Source organism: Kribbella sp. NPDC051586 (genome assembly GCF_044453965.1).
In the GTDB taxonomy this organism is placed as follows: domain Bacteria; phylum Actinomycetota; class Actinomycetes; order Propionibacteriales; family Kribbellaceae; genus Kribbella.
Window position 1 is genome coordinate 31,825 of record NZ_JBITDF010000005.1, and the last position, 23,220, is coordinate 55,044.

Below are 23,220 nucleotides of genomic sequence, written 5' to 3' on the forward strand. Positions count from 1 at the left end.
CATGAGGGAAACGATCTGGACCCGGCAACGGGCGGCCGCACCCGCGCGCGAGACGCTCAGCCGGGAGCAGATCGTGAAGACCGCGATGCTCGTCCTCGACCAGGAGGGCGTCGCCGGCCTGAGCATGCGCAAGCTCGCCGCGCGGCTCGGGTCCGGCGCGACCAGCCTCTACTGGCACGTGCCGACCAAGGACGACCTCGTCGACCTGTTGATCGACGAGGTCTGGGCGGAGATCGACGTACCCGAACCGGAGCTGGCCGGGTGGCGGAGCGGGGCGCTGCTGTTCGGGCACAGCCTGCGGTCCGCCGTACTGCGGCATCCGTGGCTGCCCGAGGTGATGTACACCCGGCCGAGCATCGGGCCGCACGCGATGTCGCTCGGCGAGCGTGGTCTGGTGCTGTTCGGAGCGGCCGGGTTCGTCACACCGCACGAGGTCGATCTGGCCATGGGCAGCGTGATGTCGTACGTGCTCGGCACGGTCAGCGCCGAGGTCGCGACCCGCGAGATGGTCCGGAAGTCCGGCCGCTCCGAGGAGAGCTGGGTGAGCGAGATGCTGGAGCAGGCCCAGTCCGTCTCGGGCGGCTACCCGCAGATGCAGGAGTCGGTCCGCCGCCGGACCGCGACGGACCTGGACGGCGAGCTCACCGAGAACTTCGTCTTCGGCCTCGATGCGCTCCTCGACGGCCTGCAGGCCCGGGTCAAGAAGTAAGCCCGAACCACGGCTCCTTGGCGAGCTCCTCGACCAGCACCTTCCGGTCGCCTTCGCTCGCCACGAGCTTCGTCAGTTCGCGAGCCCGCTCCAACTCACCGCGGGCGGCAGCTGTTCGGCCAGTCGCCGCCAGTGCCCGGGCCAGCGCCTCGCGGGCGAACGGCTCGTCCCAGTCGCCCATCTGCTCGGGGTGCGTCTCCACCAGTTCGAGACAGCGCCGCGCATGCTGCAGCCCGGCGTCGACGCGTCCGATGCGCAGGGCGACCCGCGCGATCAGATGCTCTCCGCGAGCATGATTCGCCTCGTTGCCGGCTTCCAGCCAGTGCAGACAGGCGGCGTACGCGCCGTACAGCAGCCGCTCCTGGTCTTCCAAGGGGCTCGTCTCGTCGATCTGCTCGAGGAGGTCCCAGGTCTCGTTGTTGAGCTCGACACCGAAGTACCGGTGCAGCTCGCGGCCCTCCACCAGCTCGGTGGCCACCTTCTCCATCAGTTCCGGCCAGCCGGCCGACCCGTACTCGCGGGCGATGGTCAGCTGGGCGTCCCGCAGGGTGAAGCTCGCCAGGTCGTACGACGGGTGGTGGGCGCGGACGCGCTCGATCGCGTCGGGCCGCCCCTTGGCGACCGCCTTGCGCAGCTCCTTGGCCCGGGCGCGCAACTGGCTGAGACTGGCCTTCGCGGGCAGCGGCGTAGTCGACATCAACGGTCCTTCCAGAACAGCCCGCTCCGCTGAATCAGGCCGTCCCGAAGGGTTCACCGGCCGATGTGGTCCTGCTTTTCGTTCCAGGTGCACTCGGTGCTTGCCGCGGAGAGGAGGCGCCCTGGCGCGCGCTGCCCCAACGCTGACACGCCGACCCTGGAGCCGTCAATCAGCGCGGCAGGTGGATCGGGTTGGTCCAGGCGCGGCCGCCGCCGGCGTCCTCGACGGTGACGCGGCAGTGCGTGCCGCGGAACATCGCCAACGGAAGCGAGCCCTCGGTCAGATCGATGCCTTGGGCAAACTCTGCGCCGGGCTTGCCGCCACTCAGCAGGATCTTTGTCGCGGGCGAGCAGCGAACGACGATCCTTTCGCCCTCGATGCGTACGGCGTACAGCTCGGGGCCGGTGCTGGAGTAGAAATGGCCGGCCTTCAGGGCGGTGAGCAGTGCGTCCGGGGCGAGGGTTTCGGCGCGGACGTGGACCCAGGCTCGGCACGGAGGCGGGTCCTTGGGTTGCAGGTGGGCGTCGTCGGCGGCGTACGTCGTCAGACGGTGTCCGCGGTTCAGGAGGACGTCGGCGAGGTGCCAGCTGTCGCCGCGGTTCTCGCGGTCGGAGAGTGCGTTGTACACCTCGACCGAGTGGGCCGCGTCGAGACTCTCGGCGTCAGCCGCAGTCAGTAGCGAGGCCGCGGGATGGGCCATCCCGATGAAAGCCCCCGCCTCCCGTGCTCGTCGCGCCAGCTCCGGACCGGTCTCATTCTCTCCTGGCGTCGCGAAATCCAGGGGCAGCCCGACCGCCACGATGTGCCACGCCTGTCCGGCCTCGGTGCGTGGGGCGTGCAGCTCGGCGCCGATCAGCGTGGTGAACCCGTCCGACCGAAGGCCACGGGTGTCCGTCACCGGGTAGCCGTACTCCGGCCGGAAGTGGTCCGTGATCGCCACGAAGTCGTATCCCGCCGCGCGGTACACCTGCGCGGTCTCAGCCGGCGACAGAGCGCCGTCCGAGAGGTTCGTGTGCGTGTGCAGGTTGCCTCGCCAGAACCGCCCCGGCAGGTCGAATGTCATCGGCGTTGCGCTCGGGCGGATGCGTACAAGCAGACGGCGGCAGCCGTCGCGAGGTTGAGCGACTCGGCGCGGCCGTAGATGGGGACCTTCACCGAGCGGTCCACGACGGCGTTGATGCCGTCGGGAAGGCCATGGGCCTCGTTGCCGAAGAGCCAGACGGTGGGTTTGGCGAGGGTGCCGTCGTCGATGCAGGTGTCGAGGTCGCTGGCGCCGTACCCGTCGGCCGCGAGCACCTGCAGGCCCTGGTCACGCCACGACTGGATGGCCGGGACGATGTCGACGTCCGTGGCGATGGGCACGTGGAAGATGCTGCCGACGCTGGCCCGGACCGCCTTCGGGTTGTGCGGGTCGACAGACTCCGCGGACAGTACTACGGCATCGGCGCCGGCGGCGTCCGCCGTCCGGATCAGGGTGCCGACGTTGCCGGGGTCACGGACCTGCACGCCGGCCGCGATCAGCTTGCCGGCCGGCGTGAACGGCACCGTGACGAGGGAGCATACGGCGACGACGCCCTGCGAGGTGACGGTCTCGCTCAACGCCTCGACGGCGGCACGGTTGACCTCGAACCACGCGACGCCGGCCGCCGCGGCGAGGTCGCGGAGGTCGCGGTGACGGGCCGCAACCTCGGGCTCGGCGTACACCTCGACGACGAGCTCGCGGTGCTCGAGCGCTTCCCGGACGGCTTGCGGGCCCTCGACCAGGAACCGGCCGGTCTTGCGCCGGAACGCACGAGTGGCGAGCCGCCGGGCCTGCTTGATCCGCACGGACTGTGCGGTCAGCAGACCAGGGCTCGCCACTGTGTTGTACGGGGTGGTGCTCAGGCCGCGGAGACGTCGGCCTTCGGCGCGTTCACGTCGGTCGGCAGGGCGGCCTTGGCCACCTGCACGAGCGCGGAGAACGCGGCCGGGTCGTTCACAGCCAGGTCGGCCAGGATCTTGCGGTCGACCTCGACCTCGGCCAGGCGCAGGCCCTGGATGAAGCGGTTGTAGGTCAGGTCCTCGGCCCGGACCGCGGCGTTGATCCGCTGGATCCACAGCTTGCGGAAGTCGCCCTTGCGCGCCTTGCGGTCACGGTAGGCGTAGACGAGCGAGTGGGTGACCTGCTCCTTGGCCTTGCGGTACAGCCGCGAGCGCTGGCCGCGGTAACCGCTGGCCTGCTCCAGTACGGTACGACGCTTCTTGTGGGCGTTGACTGCCCGCTTCACGCGTGCCATGAGGTGTTACTCCTTGTATTTCTGCGCCGAAGAGAGGTGACCCACTCGGCGGGGATGTTCGGGGGGTTGAGAGTGCCGCTCAGATGCCGAGAAGCTTCTTGGCCTTCTTCGCGAACGCGGGCGCGACCTCGGTGGTGCCGCTCAGGCGCCGCTTGCGCTTGGACGACTTCGCCTCGGCGAGGTGGCGGATACCGGTCTGCTCGCGGCGAACCTTGCCCGTGCCGGTGATCCGGACGCGCTTCTTCATCCCCGAGTGGGTCTTCATCTTCGGCATGGCTGTTGTGCTCCTGATTATTTTCGTTGACTCGAACTTCGGTGTGACCGGCTCCGGCTGCCTCGGCGGCCGGAGCGTTACGTCACTCCGGGTCGAGGTTGTCGGCCGGACCCTTCGGCTTCTTCGTGACGCCGGCGGCGCGTTCGGCCTCGTGGGCCTGGGCCTGCTCGGCGCGCTCCGCGCGCTCCGCCTGCTCCTCGGCCTCCCGGTCGAGCTTGCGCTGCGCCTTCTCGGCTTCAACGTCCACGCGCGCCTCGGACTTCTTCTTGTGCGGTCCGAGCACCATGATCATGTTCCGGCCGTCCTGGCGCGGCGAGGACTCGACGAAGCCGAGCTCGGTCACGTCTTCGGCCAGCCGCTGCAGCAACCGGAACCCGAGCTCGGGCCGGGACTGCTCACGTCCGCGGAACATGATGGTGATCTTGACCTTGTCCCCGGCCTTCAGGAACCGGACCACGTGACCCTTCTTGGTCTCGTAGTCGTGCGGGTCGATCTTCGGCCGCAGCTTCATCTCTTTGATGATGGTGTTGGTCTGGTTCCGGCGTGACTCGCGCGCCTTCTGCGCGGTCTCGTACTTGTACTTGCCGAAATCCATCAACTTGCAGACCGGAGGCCGGGCGGTTGCCGCGACCTCGACCAGGTCGAGATCGGCCTCCTGGGCCAGCCGCAGTGCGTCCTCGATCCGGACGATGCCAACCTGCTCACCGTTCGGTCCGACCAGTCGCACCTCGGGAACGCGGATGCGCTCGTTGACGCGCAAATCAGTGGTGATGGGTCCTCCTGGATTGAACTAGTACTTGTGCCACCTCGCGAACATCCGCGAGCCCTCGTAAACCTGCTGGAAAAACACGAAGGCCCTCGTGCGATCGCACGAAGGCCCAATTCCCAGATCGACGACGCCCCAACCCCTCCGGGTGGTACGCCGTACAACCGCTGTGATGCTCCGGATGTCCTCCAGAATGTCTCAGCGTTGACCGGGACCCGCCGACTGTTCATCGACTGGGTGGGAGGTGGCCCTCCGCTTAGACTCGAACCACCGGCAGCCCTTGAATATTCCACTCAGGGGTCACCAACAGACCGGGTCGGTCGCCGTGTAAGAGTAGCAGCATGACCGACGCAGATGCCACTTCAGAGCCCGGCCCCCTTTCGACCGCGTCCCGCGACATCGCCGAGGTCCCTGCCGTAGAGATCATCTCGACCGCCGCACTTCACCTGATGAGCGCCGCCGCCGTCAACCTGGGCCTGGCCGCCGACCTCCCCGACCACAAGGACCTCGACGAGGCCCGCTCGCTGATCGACTCCCTCGCGGGCCTGCTGGACGCCGCCGCGCCGTCGCTCGGCCACCACCACGCCGCGCCCTTGAAGGACGGTCTCCGCTCGCTCCAACTCGCCTTCCGCGAAGCCAGCACCATCCAGGACGAGCCCGGCCAGGGCCCCGGCGAGAAGTACACCGGCGCCGTCTACCCGGCCGCCTCCGGCCGCGGCTAGGCGGTCAGCCCATACCGGCGAAGAAGTCGAGGATGCCGGCGGGGGCGTCGGGCGCGAAGGAGATCTCGAGGTTCGCCGCGGACTCGGCGGCCGAGGCCTGGGCCCGCGGGAAGAGCGCCGACTCGTACGCCGCCAGGGCGGTGTCGGTGTCCGGCCCGGCCAGCAGGGCGGCAGCCAACTCGGCTCCGTCCTGCATGGCCAGGTTGGCGCCTTCGCCGGCGAACGGCGACATCAGATGGGCGGCGTCGCCGAGAAGCGTGACGCCGGGGACCCGGCTCCACCGGTGACCGACCGGCAGGGCGTGGATCGCCCGCGGCGTCAGCTCCCCGTCGGCGTCCTGCACCAGCCGGAGGAAGCGGTCGTCCCAGCCCTTGAACTCGGCCAGGAGAGCCTCCTTGCTGATGTCACCGGCCGGCCATTCCGCGTCCATCCGCACGGCCGCGTACACGTGCAAGCGGTCGGGCTCACGGTGAGCGAGGAAACCGCGGCCGTCGCCGAGCGCCATCATCATGCCGCCGCCGATCAGCGCCGCGCTCTCCGGGTGCCGCTCGTCGGGGTCGAGCAGATTCACCTCCGCGAACGACAGGCCCAGGTACGCCGGGGTCGCAGCGGAGACCAGCGGCCGGACCTTGGACCACGCACCGTCCGCGCCGACGAGCAGGTCGGCGGTGAAGCTGCTCCCGTCGGCCAGCCGCACCTCGCGTCCGTCGGACACGTCGACGACCTTCGAGCCCCAGCGGATCATGCCGTCCGGCAGGCTGTTGAGGAGCAGGTCGCGTAGGTCGCGGCGATGCACCTCCGGCCGGCCACTGCCCTCGTGGTCGTGCGACAGGCGCAGTACGGCGTGCTGGTCGTAGATCCTCATCGACTCGCCGCCCGGCAGGATGAGCCGGACGAAGTCGTCGTACAGCCCCGCTGCGCGCAGGGCCTGCTGGCCGGAGTCCTCGTGGATGTCGAGCATGCCGCCCTGGGTGCGGGCGGTCGGTGAGGGGTCGGCTTCGTAGACGACGGCCTCGATGCCGTTGACGTGCAGGATGCGGGCCAGGGTCAGACCGCCCAGACCGGCGCCGATGATCGCGATCATGCTGTCTCTCCTTCTATGCGTGGAGTGGCCAGCACTCCGTTGATCAGCACACGGATGCCCCACGAGGTCCGGTCCGGTCCGGCACCGCTCAGCAGGTCCTCCCCCAGGGCCGCGATCCGCGGATGCGTCTCCGGCTGGACCGCACGCAATGCGTCGGCCACCGCGTTCCACTCCTCCGGGTCGTCGCCGCCCGCGTGCTCGGCGGCGGTGGCAGTGGCCAGTTGCAGCAGCAGGTCGATCCCCCAGGACGCCTGTCGCGGTGGAACGCCGCCCTCGTCGAGCAGGGCGAGCACCGACTCCACCAAGCGGAGGTAGTTCGCCCCCGCCGGCCGTGCGGTCACGGCCGATTGCGCGAGGCTCGGATACTCGAACAGCACCAGCGTGTACGACGCCAGCACCGCCTCGAGCCGCGCTCGCCAATCGCCGTCCGCGTCGACCGGCGAGAGGTCCACCGCGCCGAGCAGCTCGTCGAGCACGGCGCCGTGCAGCTGGGCGGTGTTGCGGAAGTAGACGTACAGCGAGGCCGGCCCGGTGTCGAGCTCCTTGGCCAGCCGCCGCATCGTGACTCGGCCGAGGCCCTCGGTCCGCATCACCTCGACCGCGGCCGCCACGATCCCGCGACGCGTCAGCGCCTCCTTGGCCGGCCGCTCCCGCCTGCTCCTGGGTTCGTCCATATCGCCAGCCTAACGAACATGTTCGTTACGAACAAGTTCGTCGAATGCTGTGGTGCGGTTGGGGTACGGCCGGTACGGTCGGCAACCGTGTCTACCGACGAGATCCCTGGTCCGGTCCCGAAGCTGGATGCCGAGCAGTTGCTCGTCGAGGTGAACGAGCGGTCCGGCGCCGGCCTGACGTTCATGGGGCGGGCAGCCGCTGGGCAGGTCGGCGCCGGGTTCGTCCGGTGGCCCGACGGGCGGGAGGGCGTCCTCACGCGCGGGTTCGGGTCTCTCGACGACTTGCGGCGTACGGCGAGAGTCCTGGATGCGGCGCGATCGGACGGGCTGCCGGTGCCGCAGTACCAGCTGCTCACCGAGGTGACCGGCGGGGTCGGTGTCGTCCAGGACCGCCTGCCGGGGCGGCCGCCGCAGGTGGTCGACCGCGCGCTGCTCGAGTCGATGATCGCGCTGACCGATCGCTTCGCGGGTCTGGCCGCCGACCTACCGGTCCCGTCGATGTACCTGCTCGAGAGCGGACCGGGCTTCTGCCTGCACGAGTCCCTGCAGCGGTACGACGCTCGCACGCGACGACTGCTCGACTGGGTCCGCGAGGTCGGCCGCGACGAGCCGAGCGGGATGACCGGCGACGACCTGGTCCACCTCGACTTCCACACCGGGAACGTGCTGGTAGACGAGCACGGCGAGCTGACCGGCATCGTCGACTGGGACGGCATCGGGCGCGGAGATCGGCTGTTCGGCCTGGTCACGCTACGGTTCGATGCGGAGTCGCGGCTGCCCCTCGACTGGTTCGACGACCTGCTCGACAACGCTTTGGCCCCCGCCGTACTGCGGCTGTACTGGGCGCACATGAGCCTGCGCATGGTCGACTGGTCGATCCGTCACCACACCCCCACCGACACCACCCGCTGGCTCGACTTCGCCGAGACCCGGATGAACTGATCGCAACCCGTTTCGGCCCAGGCCGAAATGGCCCTCGAGGGCCCCACGGCGGTCCGGAAGTCTCCTACTTTCGATGTGCGGTCTCCAACCGGAGACCACCACTCGGAGGGGATGACACCATGCGCAAGATCGCGATGACTGCCGCCGGAATCGCTGCTGCTGTGATCGGTACGGGCCTGGCGCTCGCGCCGACCGCCAACGCGGCGACCACCGGCACGGCAACGGCCTGCCCGTCAGGCGCCGTCTGCCTGCAGGAGCCGAACGGCAGCATCCAGAGCAAGAACATCTGGTACAGCTACGGCGCCCACAACCTGTCGAACGTCATCGGCTACAAGGTGCTGATCAACAGCCAGACCGGCGGGGCGGGGTTCCAGATCTGCAAGGGCTACAACGGGACGAACTGCTACCCGGTGCACCGCTTCACCGGCGCGTACGCGTCGTACGACTTCACGCCGATCAACTCGATCGTGCTCGTGCGGTAGTCCGCCAACGGCAACCGGCTCCGGCCTCTGCAAGGGTCGGAGCCGGTTCTGCTATCCCTTGACGGCGCCTTCTTCGACCCCCTTGAAGAAGAACCGCTGCAGCGTCGCGAACACGATCACGATCGGGATGAAGGCGATCATCGTGCCGGCGGCGATCAGGCGGGGGTTGTTGCTGAAGGTGCCGGACAGGTACTGCAGGCCGACGGTCAGCGTGTACTTGTCCGGGTCGGTGAGCACGATCAGCGGCCAGAGGAAGTCGTCCCACGCGCCGATGAAGGCGAAGATCGCGATCACGCTGATCGTCCCGCGCACGGACGGCAGACCGACGTACACGAACCGCTGCCATGCGTTCGCACCGTCGACGATCGCGGCCTGATCGACCTCCAACGGCAACGCCCGGAACGCGTTGTACATCAGCAGCACGTTCAGCGCGCCGATCATGCCGGGCAGCGCGACACCGAACAGCGTGTTCGCCAGCCCGAACTCCCGCACCGTCACGTACTGCGAGATGATCGTCACCTCCCCCGGCAGCACCAGCGTCGCCAGGAACAGCCCGAGCACGATCTTGCGGCCCCGGAACCGCAACCGCGAGATCGCGAACCCGGCCAGCGACGCCCCGATCACGTTGCCGCCGACAACCAGTACGGCGACCACGAGCGAGTTCCGCGCGTAGTCCCAGACCGGGATCGTGTCGGTGACTTCCTTGTAGTGGGCGAACGTCGGCTGCGAGGGCAGCAGCCGCGGGATCCGGGTGTAGATGTCCTCCCCGGACCCCTTCAGCGACGTCGACAACTGCCACAGGAACGGCCCGATCGTGATCAGCAGCACGAACGCCAGCAACAGGTAGCGGACCACCTTCTCCCGCGGCGACACCGAGTTGAACCCGAAGGATCCCTTCCGGCGGCCGGGCGGGGTGTCCCTCGAGGGCGTGTCCACCGGACGCACCGGATCGGTCACGGTCGTCATGCCTCGGCTCCTCTGCGGTTCAGCCTGGCCAGCACGAGCATCGGTACGACGGTGACGAAGAACAGCACGATCGACAACGCCGACGCGTAGCCGAGGTTGCCCTCGAAGCCCTGGCTGTACTGCTGGATCAGCATCACCACCGAGTTGTCCCGGCCGCCCGGACCGCCCTTGCCGCCGCTCAGGATGAACAGCTCCGAGAACACCCGCAGCGCCGACACCGAGATCAGGATCGAGATCAGGATCATCGTCCCCCGGACGCCGGGGATGGTGATGTGCACGAACCGCCGGAACGGCCCGGCCCCGTCGACCGCCGCCGCCTCGTGCAGCTCACGCCCGACGTTCCCGAGGGCGGCCAGGTAGATGATCATGTAGTACCCCAGCCCCTTCCAGACCGTCAGGCTGATTGCGCTCAGCAACAACAGCCACTGGTCGGACAGGAACGGCAACGGCCCGGAGATGACCCCGAGCTTCTCGGCCAGCCCGTTGACGAGCCCGCGGTCGTCCAGGATCCACTGCCAGATCAGCGCCACGACGACCGCCGACGCCACCACCGGGGTGTAGAACGCGGTCCGGAAGAACGTGATACCGGGCAGCTTCTTCTCCACCAGTACGGCGAGCAGCAACGGCAGGACGGTCAGGAACGGCAGGCAGACCACCATGTAGATGACGCTGTTCAGCAGCGCCCAGCGCAACTGCTCGTCGTGCAGCAGGGTCTCGAAGTTCTTCAGCCCGACGAAGGTGCCGCCGCCGATCGGCCTGGCGTTCGTGAACGACAGGATGACGGTGTTGATCGACGGCCACAGGTTGAAGACGAGCAACCACGCGAGTGCTGGGATCACCAGCACCCACGGGGTGAACCAACGGTGATACCGCATTACTGGGTGAGGAGCTGGTTGGCCTTCGCCACCGCCGCGTCGAGGGCCGCCTGGGACGTGATCTTGCCGGAGATCGCCAGCGAGATCTGCTGCCCGATGAAGTCGTTGGTCGCACCACTGATCACCGGCGGCTGGAGCACCTTCGCCTTGGCCAGCGACTGGAACGCCAGCACCTTCGCGTCACTCTCCGGGGTGCCGTCGCTCTTGGAGAAGTACGGGTCCTGGGCCGAGGCCTTGGTGGACGGGAAGATGTTGACGATCTTCGCGAACGCGGCCTGGTTCTCGGCGTTGGTGACGAACCGTGCCAGCGCGATCGCGGCCGCCTGGTTCTTGGTCTTGGCCGAGACCGACAGCCCCTGCACGTACAGCGGCGGGGTGTCGAGCGCGGGCGACGGGACGACCTTGCCCTTCAGCGACGGGTTGTCCTTCTGGAAGTCCTGGATCGCGTTGCCGCCGCCGGTGGTCCAGGCGACCTTGTTCTGGGTGAAGAGCTTGGAGTTGCCCAGGTACTCCTGGGTGAGGATGTCGCGCGGCATGTAGCCGGCCTTGTACGCGTCGCGGTACTTGTCCAGCAGCGCGGCGGCCTCGGGGGTGTTGAACGTGAACTTCTTGCCGTCGTCGGACAGGATCTTGATGCCGGCGTTGGTGAAGTCACCGATGCCCGGCAGGCGGCTCATCAGGTACTCCTTGCCGCCGGTCTTGTCGTGCATGACCTTGGCGGCCGCGAGCAACTCGTCGAACGTCTTCGGCGGGTTCTTCGCGTCCAGGCCGGCCGCGGCGAACTTGGTCGCGTTCCAGTAGTCGATGTCGGTGTTCAGGTACCACGGGTAGCCGAAGGTCCCGTCCATCCCCTGGTACTGGTACGCCTGTACGCCGCCCTCGACGTACTCGTCCTTGATCTTCGGGTCGGCGGCAGCGACGTCGAGCAGCATGTCCTGCTTGGCCAGGCTCAGCGCGAAGTCGGGCGGCAGGTTCGTCACGTCCGGGAGCTGGCCGGCCGAGGCCTGGCTCAGCACCTTCTTGTCGTAACCGTCGCCGGGCTGGTCCAGCCAGGTCACGTGCGTGCCCGGGTACTTCGCCTCGAACGCCTTGATCACGCCCTCGACGTACGAGGTGAACTTCGGCTTCAGCGCCCAGGTCTGGAAGCTGACCTCACCGGTCACCTGCGCATTCGCGTCGACGGTCGGCTTGGCGCCACCGCTGCCGGAGTCTGAGGATCCGAGGCCGCAACCTGCCAGAGTGAGAGCGGCGGCGGCAAGGGCGGCCACCGGCGCCAGACGGCGTCTACGCATGGAATCTCCTGGGTTTGATAAACCGGTATAGCTCCTGCACTATCGGGGATCGTAGAATCCGCTGTCAAGGGTGAGAGGGGAACCACGTGGCCAGACCGACGATCGCCGACATCGCGACCCGGGCCGGGGTGTCCAAGGGCGCGGTCTCGTTCGCGCTGAACGGGCGGCCCGGGGTCAGCGACGCGACCCGGGAGCGGATCCTGAAGATCGCCGAGCAGATGAGCTGGCGGCCGCACAGCGCAGCGCGGGCGCTCGGCGCGTCGAGGGTCGACTCGGTCGGGATGGTGATCGCGCGGCCGGCCCGGACGCTCGGGGTGGAGCCGTTCTTCGCGCACCTGCTGTCCGGGGTGCAGTCGGGACTGTCCGCGGAGTCGATCTCGCTGCAGCTGCTGATCGTCGAGGACACCGCGGCCGAGATCGAGGTGTACCGGCGCTGGGCCTCCGAGCACCGGGTCGACGGCGTGATCCTGGTCGACCTGACCGTCAAGGACCCGCGGATCGACGAGCTGAAAGCGCTCGAACTGCCCGCCGTGGTGATCGGCGGACGCGGCGGCAAAGGGGCGCTCGCGTCGGTCTGGGCCGACGACCGGGACGCGATGCTGTCGATCGTCGAGTACCTGGCCGCGCTCGGTCACCGCCGGATCGCCCACGTCGCCGGTACGCCGAACTTCCAGCACACCCAGCGCCGCATCCGGGCCCTCCGCGACGCCGCCCCACGCCTCGGACTGCTCGACGCGCCGTCGCTGACCACGGACTTCAGCGACGCCGAAGGAGCCGCGATCACGCGCAAGCTGCTGTCCCAGCCGGAGCGTCCGACCGCGATCGTCTACGACAGCGACGTGATGGCGGTCGCCGGCCTGGGCGTCGCGATGGAGATGGGTGTGTCGGTGCCCAGCGATCTCTCGATCGTCGCGTTCGACGACTCGATCCTCACCCAGCTGATGCACCCGGCCCTGACGGCGTTGTCCCGCGACACCTTCGACTTCGGCCGGCAGGCCGCCGAGGTCCTCCTCGAAGTCATCGCCGACCCCGCCGCCGTCGTCAACCGCCGCACCTCCGACCCGGTCCTCACCGTCCGCGAGTCGACCGCTCCCCCGGCGGCTCCCCGGCCTGATCCGGACGCCTCGGTTGCCCTGACGGCCTAAACCGATTTAGCATCCTCGGCATGTCCTCGGATCCCGTCAGGTTTGGCGCCAACTACGTCCCCTCGGCGGGATGGTTCTACAGCTGGCTGGACTACGACGGCGCCGCGGTCCGGCGGGACTTCGCCGACCTGGCCGGGATCGGGCTGGACCATGTCCGGATCTTCCCGGTCTGGCCGTGGATCCAGCCGAACCGCGCGATCATCCGCGAGCGCGCGATCGCGGATCTCCTCGACACCGTCGACGCCGCTGCCGAGCACGGGCTCACCGTCGCGGTCGACCTGATCCAGGGACACCTGTCCAGCTTCGACTTCCTCCCTTCGTGGGTGCTGACGTGGCACAAGAGCAGCCTGTTCGAGGAGCCGACGGTCCGCGAGGGCCTCACGACGTACGTCGACACCGTGGCCCGCGCGGTCGCGACGAAGCCGAACGTCTTCGCGATCACGCTCGGAAACGAGGTCAACAACCTCTGGCCCGACAGCTCGACCACACCGGATGCGTCGACCACGTGGGCGCAGGATCTGCTGACCACGCTGAAGAAGGCAGCGCCGGACGTGCTCGCGTTGCATTCCGTGTTCGACGACGCCTGGTACAAGGCCGACCACCCGTTCCACCCCGTTGACGCCGTGGATCTGGGTGACCTGAGCACTGTCCACTCGTGGGTTTTCAACGGGGTCTCACGAGTGGACGGTCCCCTCGGACCAGCCACGCTCACCCACGCCGACTACCTCGTCGAGCTCGCGAGGGCCACCTCGCTCGACCCGCAACGACCCGTGTGGCTGCAGGAGATCGGCGTACCGGGGCCGGACATCCCCGCGGATCTGCAGGCCGAATTCACCCGCCGTACCGTCGAGACCGTCCTGCCGAACCCTGCGCTGTACGGCGTGACGTGGTGGTCGTCGCACGACATCGACCGGAGCCTGCTGGACTTCCCGGACCGTGAGTACGACCTGGGCCTTTTCACGGTCGACCACCAGCGCAAGCCCGCCGCCCGGGCCCTCGCCGAGCTGATCGCCGACGTCAAGGCGAACGGCGCACCTGCGCAACCGGCCGCCACCACACTGACCGCGCCGGCCAACCTCCGCACCCAGCCGGCGCGCCGCCCGGAAGTTGCCCCCGGCAGCGAATTCCACCTGCGTTGGGTCGAGGCCCGCGCAGCAGGCCCGGTGCGGATCGTCCTGCCCTAGCTCGTGAGCACTTGGCGCAGTTCCTGGTTGACGTTCGCGCCGGGAGTCGGGTCGTAGTTGCCGAGGTGGATCGCGGCCGTGATCGATGACCACTGAGATCCGATCCGGCAGGCTGTTTGCGCGGCGTTACCGCTTGGCGATGAGTACGTCGATCCCGTCGAGGATCCGCGCCAGTCCGAAGTCGAGGTCGTCGTCCAGGCCGTCCTCGTACTCCTGGTTGAGGTACACCGATGTCAGCGTCGGATAGCCGCCCTCCATCAGCCGCGGCACCAGGAACCGCCCGACCTGCTCTGCCTGTACGGGAGCGTCCGCACTCGAGCCGAGCTGCCGGGCGAGGCCGGCGTAGCTCCGCACGTATCCGCTGAGCAGCACCAGACAGCCGAGGTTGTCGTGCTGGCTGAGCCCCGTCCCGGCCAGGGCCGTGAGCATCGCCTCCACCCAGCGCAACTGGTTCGGCGTGACCGGCGCGCCGCGGATCGGCACGTCGAGGAGCCAGGGACGCTCGGCGTACAGCTTGACCTGGGCGTTCACCCAGGCGATCGCCGCCGGCCGCCAGCCGGACGGCAGCTCCGGCGGCAGGCCGACCGCTTTGTCGTTCACCAGCACGATCAGCTCTTCCTTGGACCGGACGTAGCGGTACATCGCGTTGGTGGTGACGCCTAGGTGCGCCGCGATCCGCTGCAACGAGATCGCCTCGAACCCGTCCCGATCGCCGAACTCGACGCCGGTGGCCACGATCTGGTCGATCGACAACGCCGGCTTCGGCCCGCGCCGCTGGACCGGCAGCACACCCCAGGACAGGGCGAGCCCCGGCGGTAGCTCCCCGCGATCCTCGGTCATGTCTCCATCCTGACGCACGCCGGACGCGCAGCGGGCGGATCGCGCCGAAAAGGGGTGTTAGCACCACCTCGGGACGGGTCCTGAGCACCGGGCGGACGAAACTGTTCAACCCCTACGCTTTTTCACATCGACCTCCTGGAAGGAACCCACCATGAACACGCTGCTCGAACCCCTCCTGACGCCCGACCAGATCCACTTGACCGACGCCGACCGCCGCGCCGCCGTCGCCAAGCTCGACAGCGCCGTCCGGCAGGCCGTACTCACTCCGTCGCAGGCGAGCGACCGGCAGTTGCAGCTGCTCACGGCCCAGACCCGCGGCGAGCTCCGCAGGATCATGACCGGTGTCGCCGACGCGGCCCCGCCCCGCGGCCTGACGACGGCGCTGCGAGCCGTGACCGGCGTGTGGCTGGTCACCTGCGTGGTGCAGTTCGTGATCTGGGTGGCGCTGGCGATGTTCGGTCACTTCGACGGACCGTGGTGGCTCTGGTCGGACCTCGGCCTCGGCGCGGTCGTCGCGATCCTCTGGTGGACGAACGAGTCGTACCACCGCAAGTCCGACGTACTGGTGACGCCGTGAGCGTCCAGCTGACCGACGTACGCAAGGTGTACGGCACCGGGCCCGGCGCGGTCGACGCGCTGGCCGGTGTCACCTACGGCTTCCGGACCGGGACGTTCACCGCGGTGATGGGGCCGTCCGGGTCCGGCAAGAGCACGCTGCTGCACTGCGCGGCCGGGCTCGACGTCCCGACCTCCGGTGACGTCGAGTTGGCCGGGCGGTCGCTTCGTGGACTCGACGAGACGGCGCTGACGGAGTTGCGTCGCGAGGCCGTCGCCTTCGTTTTCCAGTCCTTCAATCTGATGCCGGCGCTCACCGTGCGGCAGAACGTCGTACTCCCGCTGACGCTGGCCGGGAAATCGCCCGACGACGCGTGGGTGACGGAGGTGATCCGGCGGGTCGGGCTCGATTCGCGGACCAAGCACCGGCCGAGTGAGCTGTCGGGTGGTCAGCAGCAGCGGGTGGCGATCGCCCGGGCGCTGGCCGGTCGTACGGCGATCACGTTCGCGGACGAGCCGACCGGGGCGCTCGATACGACGACGGCGCTCGAGGTGCTGACGCTCCTGCGTGATCAGTCCCGCGAACTCGGCCAGACGATCGTGATGGTCACCCACGACCCGGTCGCCGCGTCGTACGCCGATCGCGTCGTGTTCCTGGTCGACGGCCGGATCGTGTCCGAAACCGCCCACCCTACCGCCGAGGCCGTCGCCGCGGAGCTCGCGCTGCTGAGCGCCGGCCGCTTCTCACCTACGGAGAACTGACATGTTCCGCCTCGCCGTCACCACGCTGCGGTACCGCACGGCCGCCTTCCTCGCGATCTTCGTCGCCGTCCTCCTCGGTGGCGCCCTGCTGAGCGCCGCCGGCGGCCTCCTCGAAACCGGCCTACGCCTCAACGCCCCACCCCAACGCCTCGCCGCCGCGCCGATCATCGTGGCCGGCGACCCGGCGTACCACCCTCCCAACGGCAGCGGCTCCGCCGCCTTCCCCGAGCGCCACCGCGTAGACGCCGCGTTGGTCGCCAAGCTCGCCGGCACACCGGGCGTGGCAAAGGCGATCGCCGACAGGTCGTTCCCGGCCGCCGTACTAACAGCTACCGGCGAACCGACTCCCGGCGAGCCGACCGCCGCCCCAACTCCCGCTGGTGAGCCGGCTGGTGGTGAGCCAACTGCTGATGAGCCGACTGCAGGTGAGCCGACTGCTGGTGAGCCGACTGCCGGTGCGACCGCTGGTCTGCCGGCGGCCGGCGCGGAGGATCCCGAAGGCGCCCATACCATACCGTTTGGTATGGAGCTGGCGGGTCACGGTTGGTCGGCGGCGGCGCTGACGCCCTACGAGTTGACCGGCGGGAGTGCTCCGCGTGCCGGACAGGTTGTGCTGGACCGGCGGCTGGCCGGGTCGGCCAAGCCCGGGGACCGGGTGACTGTCGTCGTGAGTGGTGAGCCGCGGAGGTTCGTGCTGGCTGGGGTTGCGGTGGCTCAGCGGCAGATTGACGTGCCGGCGGTGTTCTTCGCTGACGCGGATGTGCCGGCGGGTGTGGATGCGATCGGCGTATTCCCGGCGGACGGTACGTCGGCTCGCGAGTTGGCCAAGCGGCTTGAGTTGCCGCAAGGCGTGAAGGCCTACACGGGCGACGATCGCGGTGTTGCGGAGTTCCAGGGGATTGCTACGAGTCTGCCGTTGATCATCATGTCCGGCGTCTTCGGTGGGATGGTGGCCGTGGTGATGGCGCTCGTGGTCTCGGCGACGATCGGTCTCTCGGTCCGGCAACGTCGCCGCGAGCTGGCGTTGCTGCGGGCAAGCGGCGCGACACCACGCCAAGTCGGCAAGATGGTCATCGCGGAGACCATGGTGGTCGGCATACTCGGGCTTATCCTCGGCCTGCTCTGCGGCCGGTTCGCAGGCACGTGGATCTTCGGGATGCTGGCCGACGGCGGCGTCGTCCCGTCGCAGCTGCGGTTCGACCAGGGGCCGCTCCCGTTCGCAGGCGCCGCGATCCTCACGTTCGCCGTACTGCGGGTGACGGTCGGATTCGCCGCCGGACGGGCCGCCCGGATCCGCCCGATCCAGGCCCTCGCCGAGGCCGCCGTACCGAACGTCGCCCTCAGCCGCATCCGGATCATCATCGGCCTGATCTTCGCCGGCGCCACGGTGGCGATCGCGCTGTCGACGCCATTCATGGGCCCCACCAACGCAGCAGCGATCGGCGGACCCGCAGGCCTGACCGGTTCGATCGCCGTCGCGATCCTTGCCCCGCTGGTCATCCAGCGAGCACTCGTTCCCCGCATCACCCGACTCGTCGAGAAGCGCGGTACGAGCGGAGTCCTCGCGGTGATCAACCTGCGGATCCGCGCGGTCCAGTTCGGCGCGATCCTCGTCCCGATCACGATCGCCACGGCGATTGCCCTAGGCAACATCTACTCGCAGACCACCCAGCAGAAGGCAGCCGTCGAAGCCTTCACCAGCAACCTGTCCGGCGACGTCGTCATCACCGGCGGCATCCCCGCCTCGCTGACCCAGGCCGCGAGCTCCCTCCCCGGCGTCACCGCGTCGTCCGAACTCGTCCGCAGCAAGGGCTGGATCGAGGAGCCGTACGACACCTCCCACACCAGCGACGCCTGGCCCCTGCTCGGCCTGAGCGGCCCGATCTACAAGGACAAAGTGAAGAAGGGTTCGCTCGACGACCTGACCGGCAACACCATCGCGCTGCCCCCGGGTACGGCGAAGAAGCTCAAGGTCGACGTCGGCTCGGAGATCGGGGTGCGGCTGGGCGACGGCTCCCTGGTCAAGGTCAAGGTGGTCGCTCTGGTCGAAGGTCCGTCCGGCTACCAGCCGCTCCTTCTCCCCGCCCAGCTACTGGCCGCCCACACCACGACCGGACTGCCGGATCAGCTGGTTCTCAAGACCACCGGCAAGCTGCACCTGGACCTCTCCAAGTGGCCGGGTACGGCGATCGGCGGACGCGAACTGCTCGCCGATGGCCTGGACACCGGACTCGGCGTCGACGCGTGGATCGGCTACCTACTGGCCGCGATCGCGGTCGCGTACACCGCGATCGCTTCGGTCAATACGATCGCGGTGGCGGTGCTGGACCGGCGCCGGGAGTTCGGGCTGCAGCGACTGACCGGGTCGACGCGGCGTGAGGTGTCGCGGATGCTCGGGCTCGAGGGCCTGCTGATCGCGGCGCTCGGGCTGGTGAGCGGGCTGGTCACGGCGGCGTTCACGGTGCTGCCGATCGCGATGGCGACCCGCGGCTGGCCGATCCCTTCGGGTCCGGTGTGGATCCTGGTCGCGTGGGTCGTGGTCGTCCTCCTGCTGGTACTGCCGACCACGGCGATCACCGGCCGGATCGCGATGCGCGCCAAGCCGATGGACGCCCTGAGCTCACCCGTCGGCTGATTCGATCCACGCGTGGCTGCCGTCTTCCAGGCGGATGACCTGGAGGCCGGCGGCCAAGCGGCGTACGTCGTCGGTCTCGATCACGCCCGCGGCCGGGCCGGCGATGTCCAGCACGATCGCGGCCGCGCCTTCCTGGATCGCCGCGGTCGCCACCAATGGCGCCTGAGCCGGCATCGGGCGGGCCTCCGGGCTCCACCGGGCCAAACTCTCGGTGCTGGTGAACGCGAGCAGCGCGTTCCGGCCGTCCTGCCCCTGGAGCAACGCGACGGCCATGTCCGAGGTCTTGTCGTGGGCCAGCCCGTTCTCGTCGAACTCGACCTCGCCGAGCATCGCCACCACGGGCACCAGCAACCGCGCCCGGGTCAGCGCCGCCAGCACCGCGCCGCCGTCACCCTCCGCGAGCGCACTCGCCAGCGCCGGATCCGCCGTCCCGTCGTCGTTGTCGAACCCGGTGAAGGCCAGCCGCCGCTCTGGTTGCATGCCGCCATTCTCGCCGGACCCGGACCGCCACCACTCACCAACCCCACCCGCATCGGCCCCGGCCCGCTCAGCTCGGAGGGCTGCAGGGCCATGCCGCCTGGTTGGTGAGTGGTGGGAGTCCGGATCCCCAGGCCATCACAATCACGCCGGACGGGCCGGGGCGCGCTCAGGCCGGGGTGCAGGGGCAGATTGTGATGGCCTGGGGATCCGGAGCGCGGGTTTCAGGGGTGCGTCAGGGCTGTTCCCCTCTTGGTTCGCAGGCCAACTGTGCGAGCCTGGGTATGTGCCTGACTTCAACGATTTGACGCTGCTGCCGTTCTGCGTAGGCCTCACGCTGCTCGGTCTGATCGGCTCGTGGTTCGCCTGGCGGCGACGCGGGGTGGCGGCCGGCACGCGCGGTGTGGCCTGGTCCCTGCTGCCGGTCTCGCTGTACCTGACCGGTCTGCTGGAGCTGGTCTGGGATGTCGTCCGCTCGACGGTGAGCTGGATCACCCATCTGATCTTCTCCCCGACCGTCTGGGCCGGAGTCGCGCTGTTCGGCGTCTCGGTGGTGCTGTACGTCGTCTCGGGTGTAGCCCGGGGCCGCGGCGGGAACCAGAAGGCCGAGAAGTCACAGAAGGCACAGAAGAAGCCCGCCTCGCCCGCGGGTGAGCTGACCGCGACGGGTCCCGAACCCGCCTCGGCCACCACCGCAAAAGCTGCCAAGCCGTCAAAGGGGAAGGCGAAGCAGCAGGATTCGTCGGAGTTCGACGAGATCGAGGACATCCTGAAGCGCCATGGAATCAACTGAGAAGACCGCTGACCACGGTTCACCCCTGACCATCGACCTGCTGCTCGACAACGTCCAGGCCGGCTCGCCTCAACTGGGCCGGACCCGGCTGATCGGCATCGACGGCCCTGCCGGTTCCGGCAAGACCACCGTCGCCGCCCACCTGCAGGCCCGGGCCGAGGCCCGCGACCTGAACACCTACGTCATCCACATGGACGACCTGTACGACGGCTGGACCGGAGCCGAACGTGGATTCGGTCTGCTCCGCGACCACGTGCTGCAACGGCTCGCCGACGGCCGCGAGGGCCGGTACCGCCGCTACGACTGGTACGTCGGCGCGTATGCCGAGCTCCACGTCGTACCGAGCACTGTGGACCTGCTGATCGTCGAAGGTGTCACCGCCTGCGACCGCGACGCGGCACACTGGCAATCACTCCGCCTGTGGGTCGAGACGTCGAACGAGGTCCGCCTGCATCGTGGCATCGAGCGCGACGGTGAGCCCCTCCGCGACCACTGGCTGGAGTGGATGCGCTGGGAGCGCGACCACTTCGCCGAGCAGGCCACCCGCTCACGCGCCCACGTGATCGTCGACGGCGACCCGTCCGTCCCTTTCGACCCCGCCTTGGAGCTCGTCACAAAGTCGGTGGCACTACCTCCGCACGACTCAGCGGCTTCGTAGCGGAGATCAAGCGCGCCTGCGGATGGTGGACCCACTCCCCCGCGGGTGCCTTCGCCAGGTAGCTCGCCCGCAGCTCCGCGATGTACTCGTCGCCACGCGCCAACGCGGTAGCACGGAGCGGCCCGGAACGGTCGGCCGCATCGAAGTAGGCCGCCGCGCTGGGATGCGCCATCCGGTACGACACCAGCTCGTCCCGCTCGACCACGGCACCGTCGAGCGCCGGGACCAGCGCGTCCTCCCACGAGCGGTCGCGCCGGCCGTCCATCTGCTCGTCCAAGAGCGCGAACGGACCGGTCTCCTCGGCGAACTCGGGCCAGTAGACGACACAGAGCCGGCCGCCCGGCCGAAGCGCGTCGTACCAGGACCGGATCGCGGCGGGTGGATCAGGCAACTGCTGGAGTCCGAAGACGGACACGACCGCAGCCGCGGACCAGGCGGGATCCAGCCCAGCGGCGTCGCCCTGAACCACCTCGACGAGCCGGCGCCCGGCGGCGCGAAGGCCGGCCAGGCGAACCATCTCGGCGGACAGGTCGATGCCGACGATCCGCCGGTCGGGGAACCGCGGAGCGAGCAGCTCGAGCTCGGGGAAGGTCCCGCAGCAGGGCACGAGGACCATACCAAACGGTATGGTATGCAGGGCTTCGACCGCGGCCCGCACCCACGGCGCGAAGCGTGGCACGAAGTACTGCTCGTAGCCCTCGGCCGCCTCGTCCCAGCTGCGGGCGAGTCTCGACAGGCGGTCGGTCACGTTTCCAGGCCGTCCCAGGACCAGCGTGGGACGGTCAGATCGTCGGCGATGTCGCCCGGGTTGCGGTGGTACATCGTGGTGAACGTCGCCCAGGCGAAGTAGTCGTGCAGGACCTGGCGGAGCTTCGGATCGGTGAGGCCGCTGTCGGTCATCGCCTCGTCGAAGCGTTCGATCGCGAGCCGGTTCATCTCGTCGTGCTCGCCGTTGCCGCTGTGCCGCCGCTCGACGTACGCCTCGTCGCCGTACACCCCGGTGTAGGCCTGCGGCCCGCCGAGCGCCTCGGTCCAGTACGCCGCCAGCCGCGCGATGTGGTCGGGCTCGACCTCACCGTGGAACGCGTGGCTGACGACCTCGTCGGCCATCACGCGCTCGTGCCAGGCCTGTGCCAGCCGCCGCATGCCCTCGGACCCACCCGCCGCTTCATAAACGGTCTCCATGGCGCTCAGTCTGCTGCATCGACGCCAGCCGGTCACGGGCCTGCGCGCGCTCCGGCTCGGATCCGGCCAGCTCGAGCGCCCGCCCGTACGCCGCGGTTGCCTCGGGCAAACGTCCGAGCCGGTGCAGCAGGTCGGCCCGGGCCAGCGCGAACGGGTGGTAGTCGCGCAGCCGCAGTTCGCCGGCGAGCTCGTCGAGAAGGGCGAGCCCGGCCTCGGCTCCGTCGCGCATCGCCACTGCGGCGGCCCGGTTGAGCGCGACCACCGGCGACGGGTCGAGCTCCACCAGTACGTCGTACAGCGCGACGATCTGGGCCCAGTCGGTGGCGGCGAAGGTGGCGGCCTCGTCGTGGAGCGCGGCGATCGCGGCCTGTACGGCGTACGGTCCGGCCCCGCCCGTGAGCGCGGTGACGACCAGGTCGCGGCCCTCGGCGATCAGCTCGTGGTCCCAGCGGCGACGGTCCTGATCCTCGAGCAACACGATGCCGCCCTGAGCCCCGGTGCGGGCGTCGCGGCGGGCGTGGACCACCAGCATCAGGGCGAGCAGGCCGGTCACCTCGCGCTCGGTAGGGAGCAGCCGGTGCAGGATCCGGGCCAGCCGGATCGCTTCCTCGGCGAGGTCGAGCCGTTGCAGGTACGGCCCCGAGCTCGCGGCGTACCCCTCGGTGAAGACCGAGTAGACGACCTGCAGTACGCCGGGCAGCCGCTCCGGCAGCTCGTCCGGGCCGGGGACGCGGAACGGGATCCGCGCGTCCCGGATCTTCTGCTTCGCCCGGACGATCCGCTTCGCCATCGTCGCGGTCGGGACGAGAAACGCCCGCGCGACCTCGGGCGTGGTCAGACCGGCCAGGCAACGCAGCGTCAGCGCACCACGGTCCTCGGCAGCGAGCGCGGGATGGGCGCAGGTGAAGAACAGCTGCAGTCGCTCGTCCGGCAGCTCGTCCCCGGTCGCTTGCGGCGCGGCGCGGTCCATGTCGATCTGCAGGACGGCGAGCTTGGCGGCGTACACCTGGTCGCGCCGGAGCCGGTCGACCGCCTTGCGCCGGGCGGTCGTCATCAGCCAGCCACCCGGGTTCGGCGGTACGCCGTCGACGGGCCATCGCACCAGTGCCGCCTCGATCGCCTCCGACGTGACCTCCTCGGCCAGGTCGAGGTCCCCGAACCGCCGGGCGAGCGCTGCCAGCAGCCGGCCGCGCTCCTCCCGGAACACTGCCTCGACCTGGTCCACCC

The 23,220-nt window shown here is 69.3% G+C and carries 27 protein-coding genes; 11 read left to right on the forward strand and 16 right to left on the reverse strand.

The window, feature by feature from the left end:
- The first annotated feature begins 1 nt into the window (after position 1).
- Positions 2 to 709: a TetR/AcrR family transcriptional regulator gene (locus ACIA58_RS33620; protein ID WP_396407870.1), complete on the forward strand. Its 708-nt coding sequence runs from the start codon at positions 2 to 4 to the stop codon at positions 707 to 709.
- On the opposite strand, the gene ACIA58_RS33625 is transcribed toward ACIA58_RS33620, so the two are convergent.
- From ACIA58_RS33625 to infC, 6 genes are all read right to left on the reverse strand, one after another.
- Entirely contained in the window at positions 699 to 1,406 is a 708-nt protein-coding gene (locus tag ACIA58_RS33625; protein WP_396407871.1) for a hypothetical protein, read from the reverse strand. The genes ACIA58_RS33620 and ACIA58_RS33625 overlap by 11 nt on opposite strands.
- A gap of 169 nt (positions 1,407 to 1,575) precedes the next feature.
- Positions 1,576 to 2,469 (reverse strand): CehA/McbA family metallohydrolase, encoded by an 894-nt coding sequence (locus ACIA58_RS33630; RefSeq protein ID WP_396407872.1) that lies wholly within the window; start codon positions 2,467 to 2,469, stop codon positions 1,576 to 1,578.
- Positions 2,466 to 3,266: a TrmH family RNA methyltransferase gene (locus ACIA58_RS33635; protein WP_396407873.1), complete on the reverse strand. Its 801-nt coding sequence runs from the start codon at positions 3,264 to 3,266 to the stop codon at positions 2,466 to 2,468. Before ACIA58_RS33635 ends, ACIA58_RS33630 begins: the two co-directional genes overlap by 4 nt.
- Positions 3,267 to 3,286: 20 nt before the next feature.
- Positions 3,287 to 3,682: a 50S ribosomal protein L20 gene (gene rplT, locus ACIA58_RS33640; RefSeq protein WP_396407874.1), complete on the reverse strand. Its 396-nt coding sequence runs from the start codon at positions 3,680 to 3,682 to the stop codon at positions 3,287 to 3,289.
- A gap of 79 nt (positions 3,683 to 3,761) precedes the next feature.
- The gene (rpmI, locus tag ACIA58_RS33645) at positions 3,762 to 3,956 is read right to left on the reverse strand and encodes a 50S ribosomal protein L35 (RefSeq protein ID WP_396407875.1); all 195 of its coding nucleotides are present in this window, start codon (positions 3,954 to 3,956) and stop codon (positions 3,762 to 3,764) included.
- Positions 3,957 to 4,038: 82 nt separating this feature from the next.
- On the reverse strand, positions 4,039 to 4,716 hold the full coding sequence (gene infC / locus ACIA58_RS33650; protein ID WP_396407876.1) for a translation initiation factor IF-3: 678 nt from the start codon (positions 4,714 to 4,716) through the stop codon (positions 4,039 to 4,041).
- A 347-nt stretch (positions 4,717 to 5,063) separates the two neighbouring features.
- Here infC and ACIA58_RS33655 point away from each other — a divergent pair, with 347 nt between their 5' ends.
- Positions 5,064 to 5,444, forward strand: a complete 381-nt coding sequence (locus ACIA58_RS33655) for a DUF1844 domain-containing protein (protein ID WP_396407877.1) — start codon at positions 5,064 to 5,066, stop codon at positions 5,442 to 5,444.
- Between the two features lie 4 nt (positions 5,445 to 5,448).
- On the opposite strand, the gene ACIA58_RS33660 is transcribed toward ACIA58_RS33655, so the two are convergent.
- The gene (locus tag ACIA58_RS33660) at positions 5,449 to 6,528 is read right to left on the reverse strand and encodes an FAD-dependent oxidoreductase (RefSeq protein ID WP_396407878.1); all 1,080 of its coding nucleotides are present in this window, start codon (positions 6,526 to 6,528) and stop codon (positions 5,449 to 5,451) included.
- Positions 6,525 to 7,202, reverse strand: coding sequence for a TetR/AcrR family transcriptional regulator (locus ACIA58_RS33665; protein WP_396407879.1), 678 nt, complete (start codon positions 7,200 to 7,202; stop codon positions 6,525 to 6,527). The genes ACIA58_RS33660 and ACIA58_RS33665 overlap by 4 nt, the downstream gene beginning before the upstream one ends.
- Positions 7,203 to 7,289: 87 nt before the next feature.
- On the opposite strand from ACIA58_RS33665, the gene ACIA58_RS33670 reads away from it, so the two are divergent.
- A complete protein-coding gene (locus ACIA58_RS33670; RefSeq protein WP_396407880.1) occupies positions 7,290 to 8,144 on the forward strand; it encodes a phosphotransferase enzyme family protein in 855 nt (284 codons plus the stop codon).
- Between the two features lie 119 nt (positions 8,145 to 8,263).
- On the forward strand, positions 8,264 to 8,626 hold the full coding sequence (locus ACIA58_RS33675) for a hypothetical protein (protein ID WP_396407881.1): 363 nt from the start codon (positions 8,264 to 8,266) through the stop codon (positions 8,624 to 8,626).
- A gap of 51 nt (positions 8,627 to 8,677) precedes the next feature.
- On the opposite strand, the gene ACIA58_RS33680 is transcribed toward ACIA58_RS33675, so the two are convergent.
- From ACIA58_RS33680 to ACIA58_RS33690, 3 genes are read right to left on the reverse strand one after another with little or no spacing between them, the layout of a single operon-like run.
- On the reverse strand, positions 8,678 to 9,592 hold the full coding sequence (locus tag ACIA58_RS33680) for a carbohydrate ABC transporter permease (RefSeq protein WP_396407882.1): 915 nt from the start codon (positions 9,590 to 9,592) through the stop codon (positions 8,678 to 8,680).
- On the reverse strand, positions 9,589 to 10,467 hold the full coding sequence (locus tag ACIA58_RS33685; RefSeq protein ID WP_396407883.1) for a carbohydrate ABC transporter permease: 879 nt from the start codon (positions 10,465 to 10,467) through the stop codon (positions 9,589 to 9,591). Before ACIA58_RS33685 ends, ACIA58_RS33680 begins: the two co-directional genes overlap by 4 nt.
- Entirely contained in the window at positions 10,467 to 11,759 is a 1,293-nt protein-coding gene (locus ACIA58_RS33690) for an ABC transporter substrate-binding protein (RefSeq protein WP_396407884.1), read from the reverse strand. Before ACIA58_RS33690 ends, ACIA58_RS33685 begins: the two co-directional genes overlap by 1 nt.
- An 86-nt stretch (positions 11,760 to 11,845) precedes the next feature.
- Between ACIA58_RS33690 and ACIA58_RS33695 the strand changes: the two genes are divergently transcribed.
- Positions 11,846 to 12,904 carry a LacI family DNA-binding transcriptional regulator gene (locus tag ACIA58_RS33695; protein ID WP_396407885.1) on the forward strand — a complete coding sequence of 353 codons (1,059 nt, stop codon included), beginning with the start codon at positions 11,846 to 11,848 and terminating at the stop codon, positions 12,902 to 12,904.
- Positions 12,905 to 12,924: 20 nt separating this feature from the next.
- Positions 12,925 to 14,088, forward strand: a complete 1,164-nt coding sequence (locus ACIA58_RS33700; protein WP_396407886.1) for a glycosyl hydrolase — start codon at positions 12,925 to 12,927, stop codon at positions 14,086 to 14,088.
- A gap of 126 nt (positions 14,089 to 14,214) precedes the next feature.
- On the opposite strand, the gene ACIA58_RS33705 is transcribed toward ACIA58_RS33700, so the two are convergent.
- Entirely contained in the window at positions 14,215 to 14,928 is a 714-nt protein-coding gene (locus ACIA58_RS33705) for a TetR/AcrR family transcriptional regulator (protein WP_396407887.1), read from the reverse strand.
- Between the two features lie 151 nt (positions 14,929 to 15,079).
- Between ACIA58_RS33705 and ACIA58_RS33710 the strand changes: the two genes are divergently transcribed.
- The 3 genes from ACIA58_RS33710 to ACIA58_RS33720 are packed head-to-tail and all read left to right on the forward strand — an operon-like array spanning position 15,080 to position 18,880.
- Positions 15,080 to 15,505 (forward strand): DUF1707 domain-containing protein, encoded by a 426-nt coding sequence (locus tag ACIA58_RS33710; RefSeq protein WP_396407888.1) that lies wholly within the window; start codon positions 15,080 to 15,082, stop codon positions 15,503 to 15,505.
- A complete protein-coding gene (locus ACIA58_RS33715) occupies positions 15,502 to 16,245 on the forward strand; it encodes an ABC transporter ATP-binding protein (RefSeq protein ID WP_396407889.1) in 744 nt (247 codons plus the stop codon). Before ACIA58_RS33710 ends, ACIA58_RS33715 begins: the two co-directional genes overlap by 4 nt.
- A gap of 1 nt (position 16,246) precedes the next feature.
- Entirely contained in the window at positions 16,247 to 18,880 is a 2,634-nt protein-coding gene (locus tag ACIA58_RS33720; RefSeq protein ID WP_396407890.1) for an FtsX-like permease family protein, read from the forward strand.
- Here the strand turns inward: ACIA58_RS33720 and ACIA58_RS33725 are convergent.
- Positions 18,866 to 19,360, reverse strand: coding sequence for an SseB family protein (locus ACIA58_RS33725; protein WP_396407891.1), 495 nt, complete (start codon positions 19,358 to 19,360; stop codon positions 18,866 to 18,868). The two genes, ACIA58_RS33720 and ACIA58_RS33725, sit on opposite strands and share 15 nt — an antisense overlap.
- 283 nt (positions 19,361 to 19,643) lie before the next feature.
- Between ACIA58_RS33725 and ACIA58_RS33730 the strand changes: the two genes are divergently transcribed.
- Positions 19,644 to 20,150, forward strand: a complete 507-nt coding sequence (locus ACIA58_RS33730; RefSeq protein ID WP_396407892.1) for a hypothetical protein — start codon at positions 19,644 to 19,646, stop codon at positions 20,148 to 20,150.
- Positions 20,137 to 20,808, forward strand: coding sequence for a uridine kinase (locus ACIA58_RS33735; RefSeq protein ID WP_396407893.1), 672 nt, complete (start codon positions 20,137 to 20,139; stop codon positions 20,806 to 20,808). Before ACIA58_RS33730 ends, ACIA58_RS33735 begins: the two co-directional genes overlap by 14 nt.
- On the opposite strand, the gene ACIA58_RS33740 is transcribed toward ACIA58_RS33735, so the two are convergent.
- From ACIA58_RS33740 to ACIA58_RS33750, 3 genes are read right to left on the reverse strand one after another with little or no spacing between them, the layout of a single operon-like run.
- Complete coding sequence (locus ACIA58_RS33740) at positions 20,762 to 21,556, reverse strand: class I SAM-dependent methyltransferase (RefSeq protein ID WP_396407894.1); 795 nt, start codon at positions 21,554 to 21,556, stop codon at positions 20,762 to 20,764. The genes ACIA58_RS33735 and ACIA58_RS33740 overlap by 47 nt on opposite strands.
- Positions 21,553 to 21,993, reverse strand: coding sequence for an oxidoreductase (locus ACIA58_RS33745; protein WP_396407895.1), 441 nt, complete (start codon positions 21,991 to 21,993; stop codon positions 21,553 to 21,555). The genes ACIA58_RS33740 and ACIA58_RS33745 overlap by 4 nt, the downstream gene beginning before the upstream one ends.
- A complete protein-coding gene (locus ACIA58_RS33750; RefSeq protein WP_396407896.1) occupies positions 21,977 to 23,218 on the reverse strand; it encodes an RNA polymerase sigma factor in 1,242 nt (413 codons plus the stop codon). Before ACIA58_RS33750 ends, ACIA58_RS33745 begins: the two co-directional genes overlap by 17 nt.
- Between the last annotated feature and the right edge of the window lie 2 nt (positions 23,219 to 23,220).

Coding starts and splice junctions, on each gene's coding strand:
- ACIA58_RS33655 (WP_396407877.1), top strand. CDS start 5,064: ATGACCGACGCAGATGCCACTTCAGAGCCCGGCCCCCTTTCGACCGCG.
- ACIA58_RS33665 (WP_396407879.1), bottom strand. CDS start 7,202: ATGGACGAACCCAGGAGCAGGCGGGAGCGGCCGGCCAAGGAGGCGCTG.
- ACIA58_RS33660 (WP_396407878.1), bottom strand. CDS start 6,528: ATGATCGCGATCATCGGCGCCGGTCTGGGCGGTCTGACCCTGGCCCGC.
- ACIA58_RS33680 (WP_396407882.1), bottom strand. CDS start 9,592: ATGACGACCGTGACCGATCCGGTGCGTCCGGTGGACACGCCCTCGAGG.
- ACIA58_RS33710 (WP_396407888.1), top strand. CDS start 15,080: ATGAACACGCTGCTCGAACCCCTCCTGACGCCCGACCAGATCCACTTG.
- ACIA58_RS33705 (WP_396407887.1), bottom strand. CDS start 14,928: ATGACCGAGGATCGCGGGGAGCTACCGCCGGGGCTCGCCCTGTCCTGG.
- ACIA58_RS33620 (WP_396407870.1), top strand. CDS start 2: ATGAGGGAAACGATCTGGACCCGGCAACGGGCGGCCGCACCCGCGCGC.
- rplT (WP_396407874.1), bottom strand. CDS start 3,682: ATGGCACGCGTGAAGCGGGCAGTCAACGCCCACAAGAAGCGTCGTACC.
- ACIA58_RS33685 (WP_396407883.1), bottom strand. CDS start 10,467: ATGCGGTATCACCGTTGGTTCACCCCGTGGGTGCTGGTGATCCCAGCA.
- ACIA58_RS33700 (WP_396407886.1), top strand. CDS start 12,925: ATGTCCTCGGATCCCGTCAGGTTTGGCGCCAACTACGTCCCCTCGGCG.
- ACIA58_RS33720 (WP_396407890.1), top strand. CDS start 16,247: ATGTTCCGCCTCGCCGTCACCACGCTGCGGTACCGCACGGCCGCCTTC.
- ACIA58_RS33625 (WP_396407871.1), bottom strand. CDS start 1,406: ATGTCGACTACGCCGCTGCCCGCGAAGGCCAGTCTCAGCCAGTTGCGC.
- ACIA58_RS33745 (WP_396407895.1), bottom strand. CDS start 21,993: ATGGAGACCGTTTATGAAGCGGCGGGTGGGTCCGAGGGCATGCGGCGG.
- rpmI (WP_396407875.1), bottom strand. CDS start 3,956: ATGCCGAAGATGAAGACCCACTCGGGGATGAAGAAGCGCGTCCGGATC.
- ACIA58_RS33675 (WP_396407881.1), top strand. CDS start 8,264: ATGCGCAAGATCGCGATGACTGCCGCCGGAATCGCTGCTGCTGTGATC.
- ACIA58_RS33630 (WP_396407872.1), bottom strand. CDS start 2,469: ATGACATTCGACCTGCCGGGGCGGTTCTGGCGAGGCAACCTGCACACG.
- ACIA58_RS33725 (WP_396407891.1), bottom strand. CDS start 19,360: ATGCAACCAGAGCGGCGGCTGGCCTTCACCGGGTTCGACAACGACGAC.
- ACIA58_RS33690 (WP_396407884.1), bottom strand. CDS start 11,759: ATGCGTAGACGCCGTCTGGCGCCGGTGGCCGCCCTTGCCGCCGCCGCT.
- ACIA58_RS33735 (WP_396407893.1), top strand. CDS start 20,137: ATGGAATCAACTGAGAAGACCGCTGACCACGGTTCACCCCTGACCATC.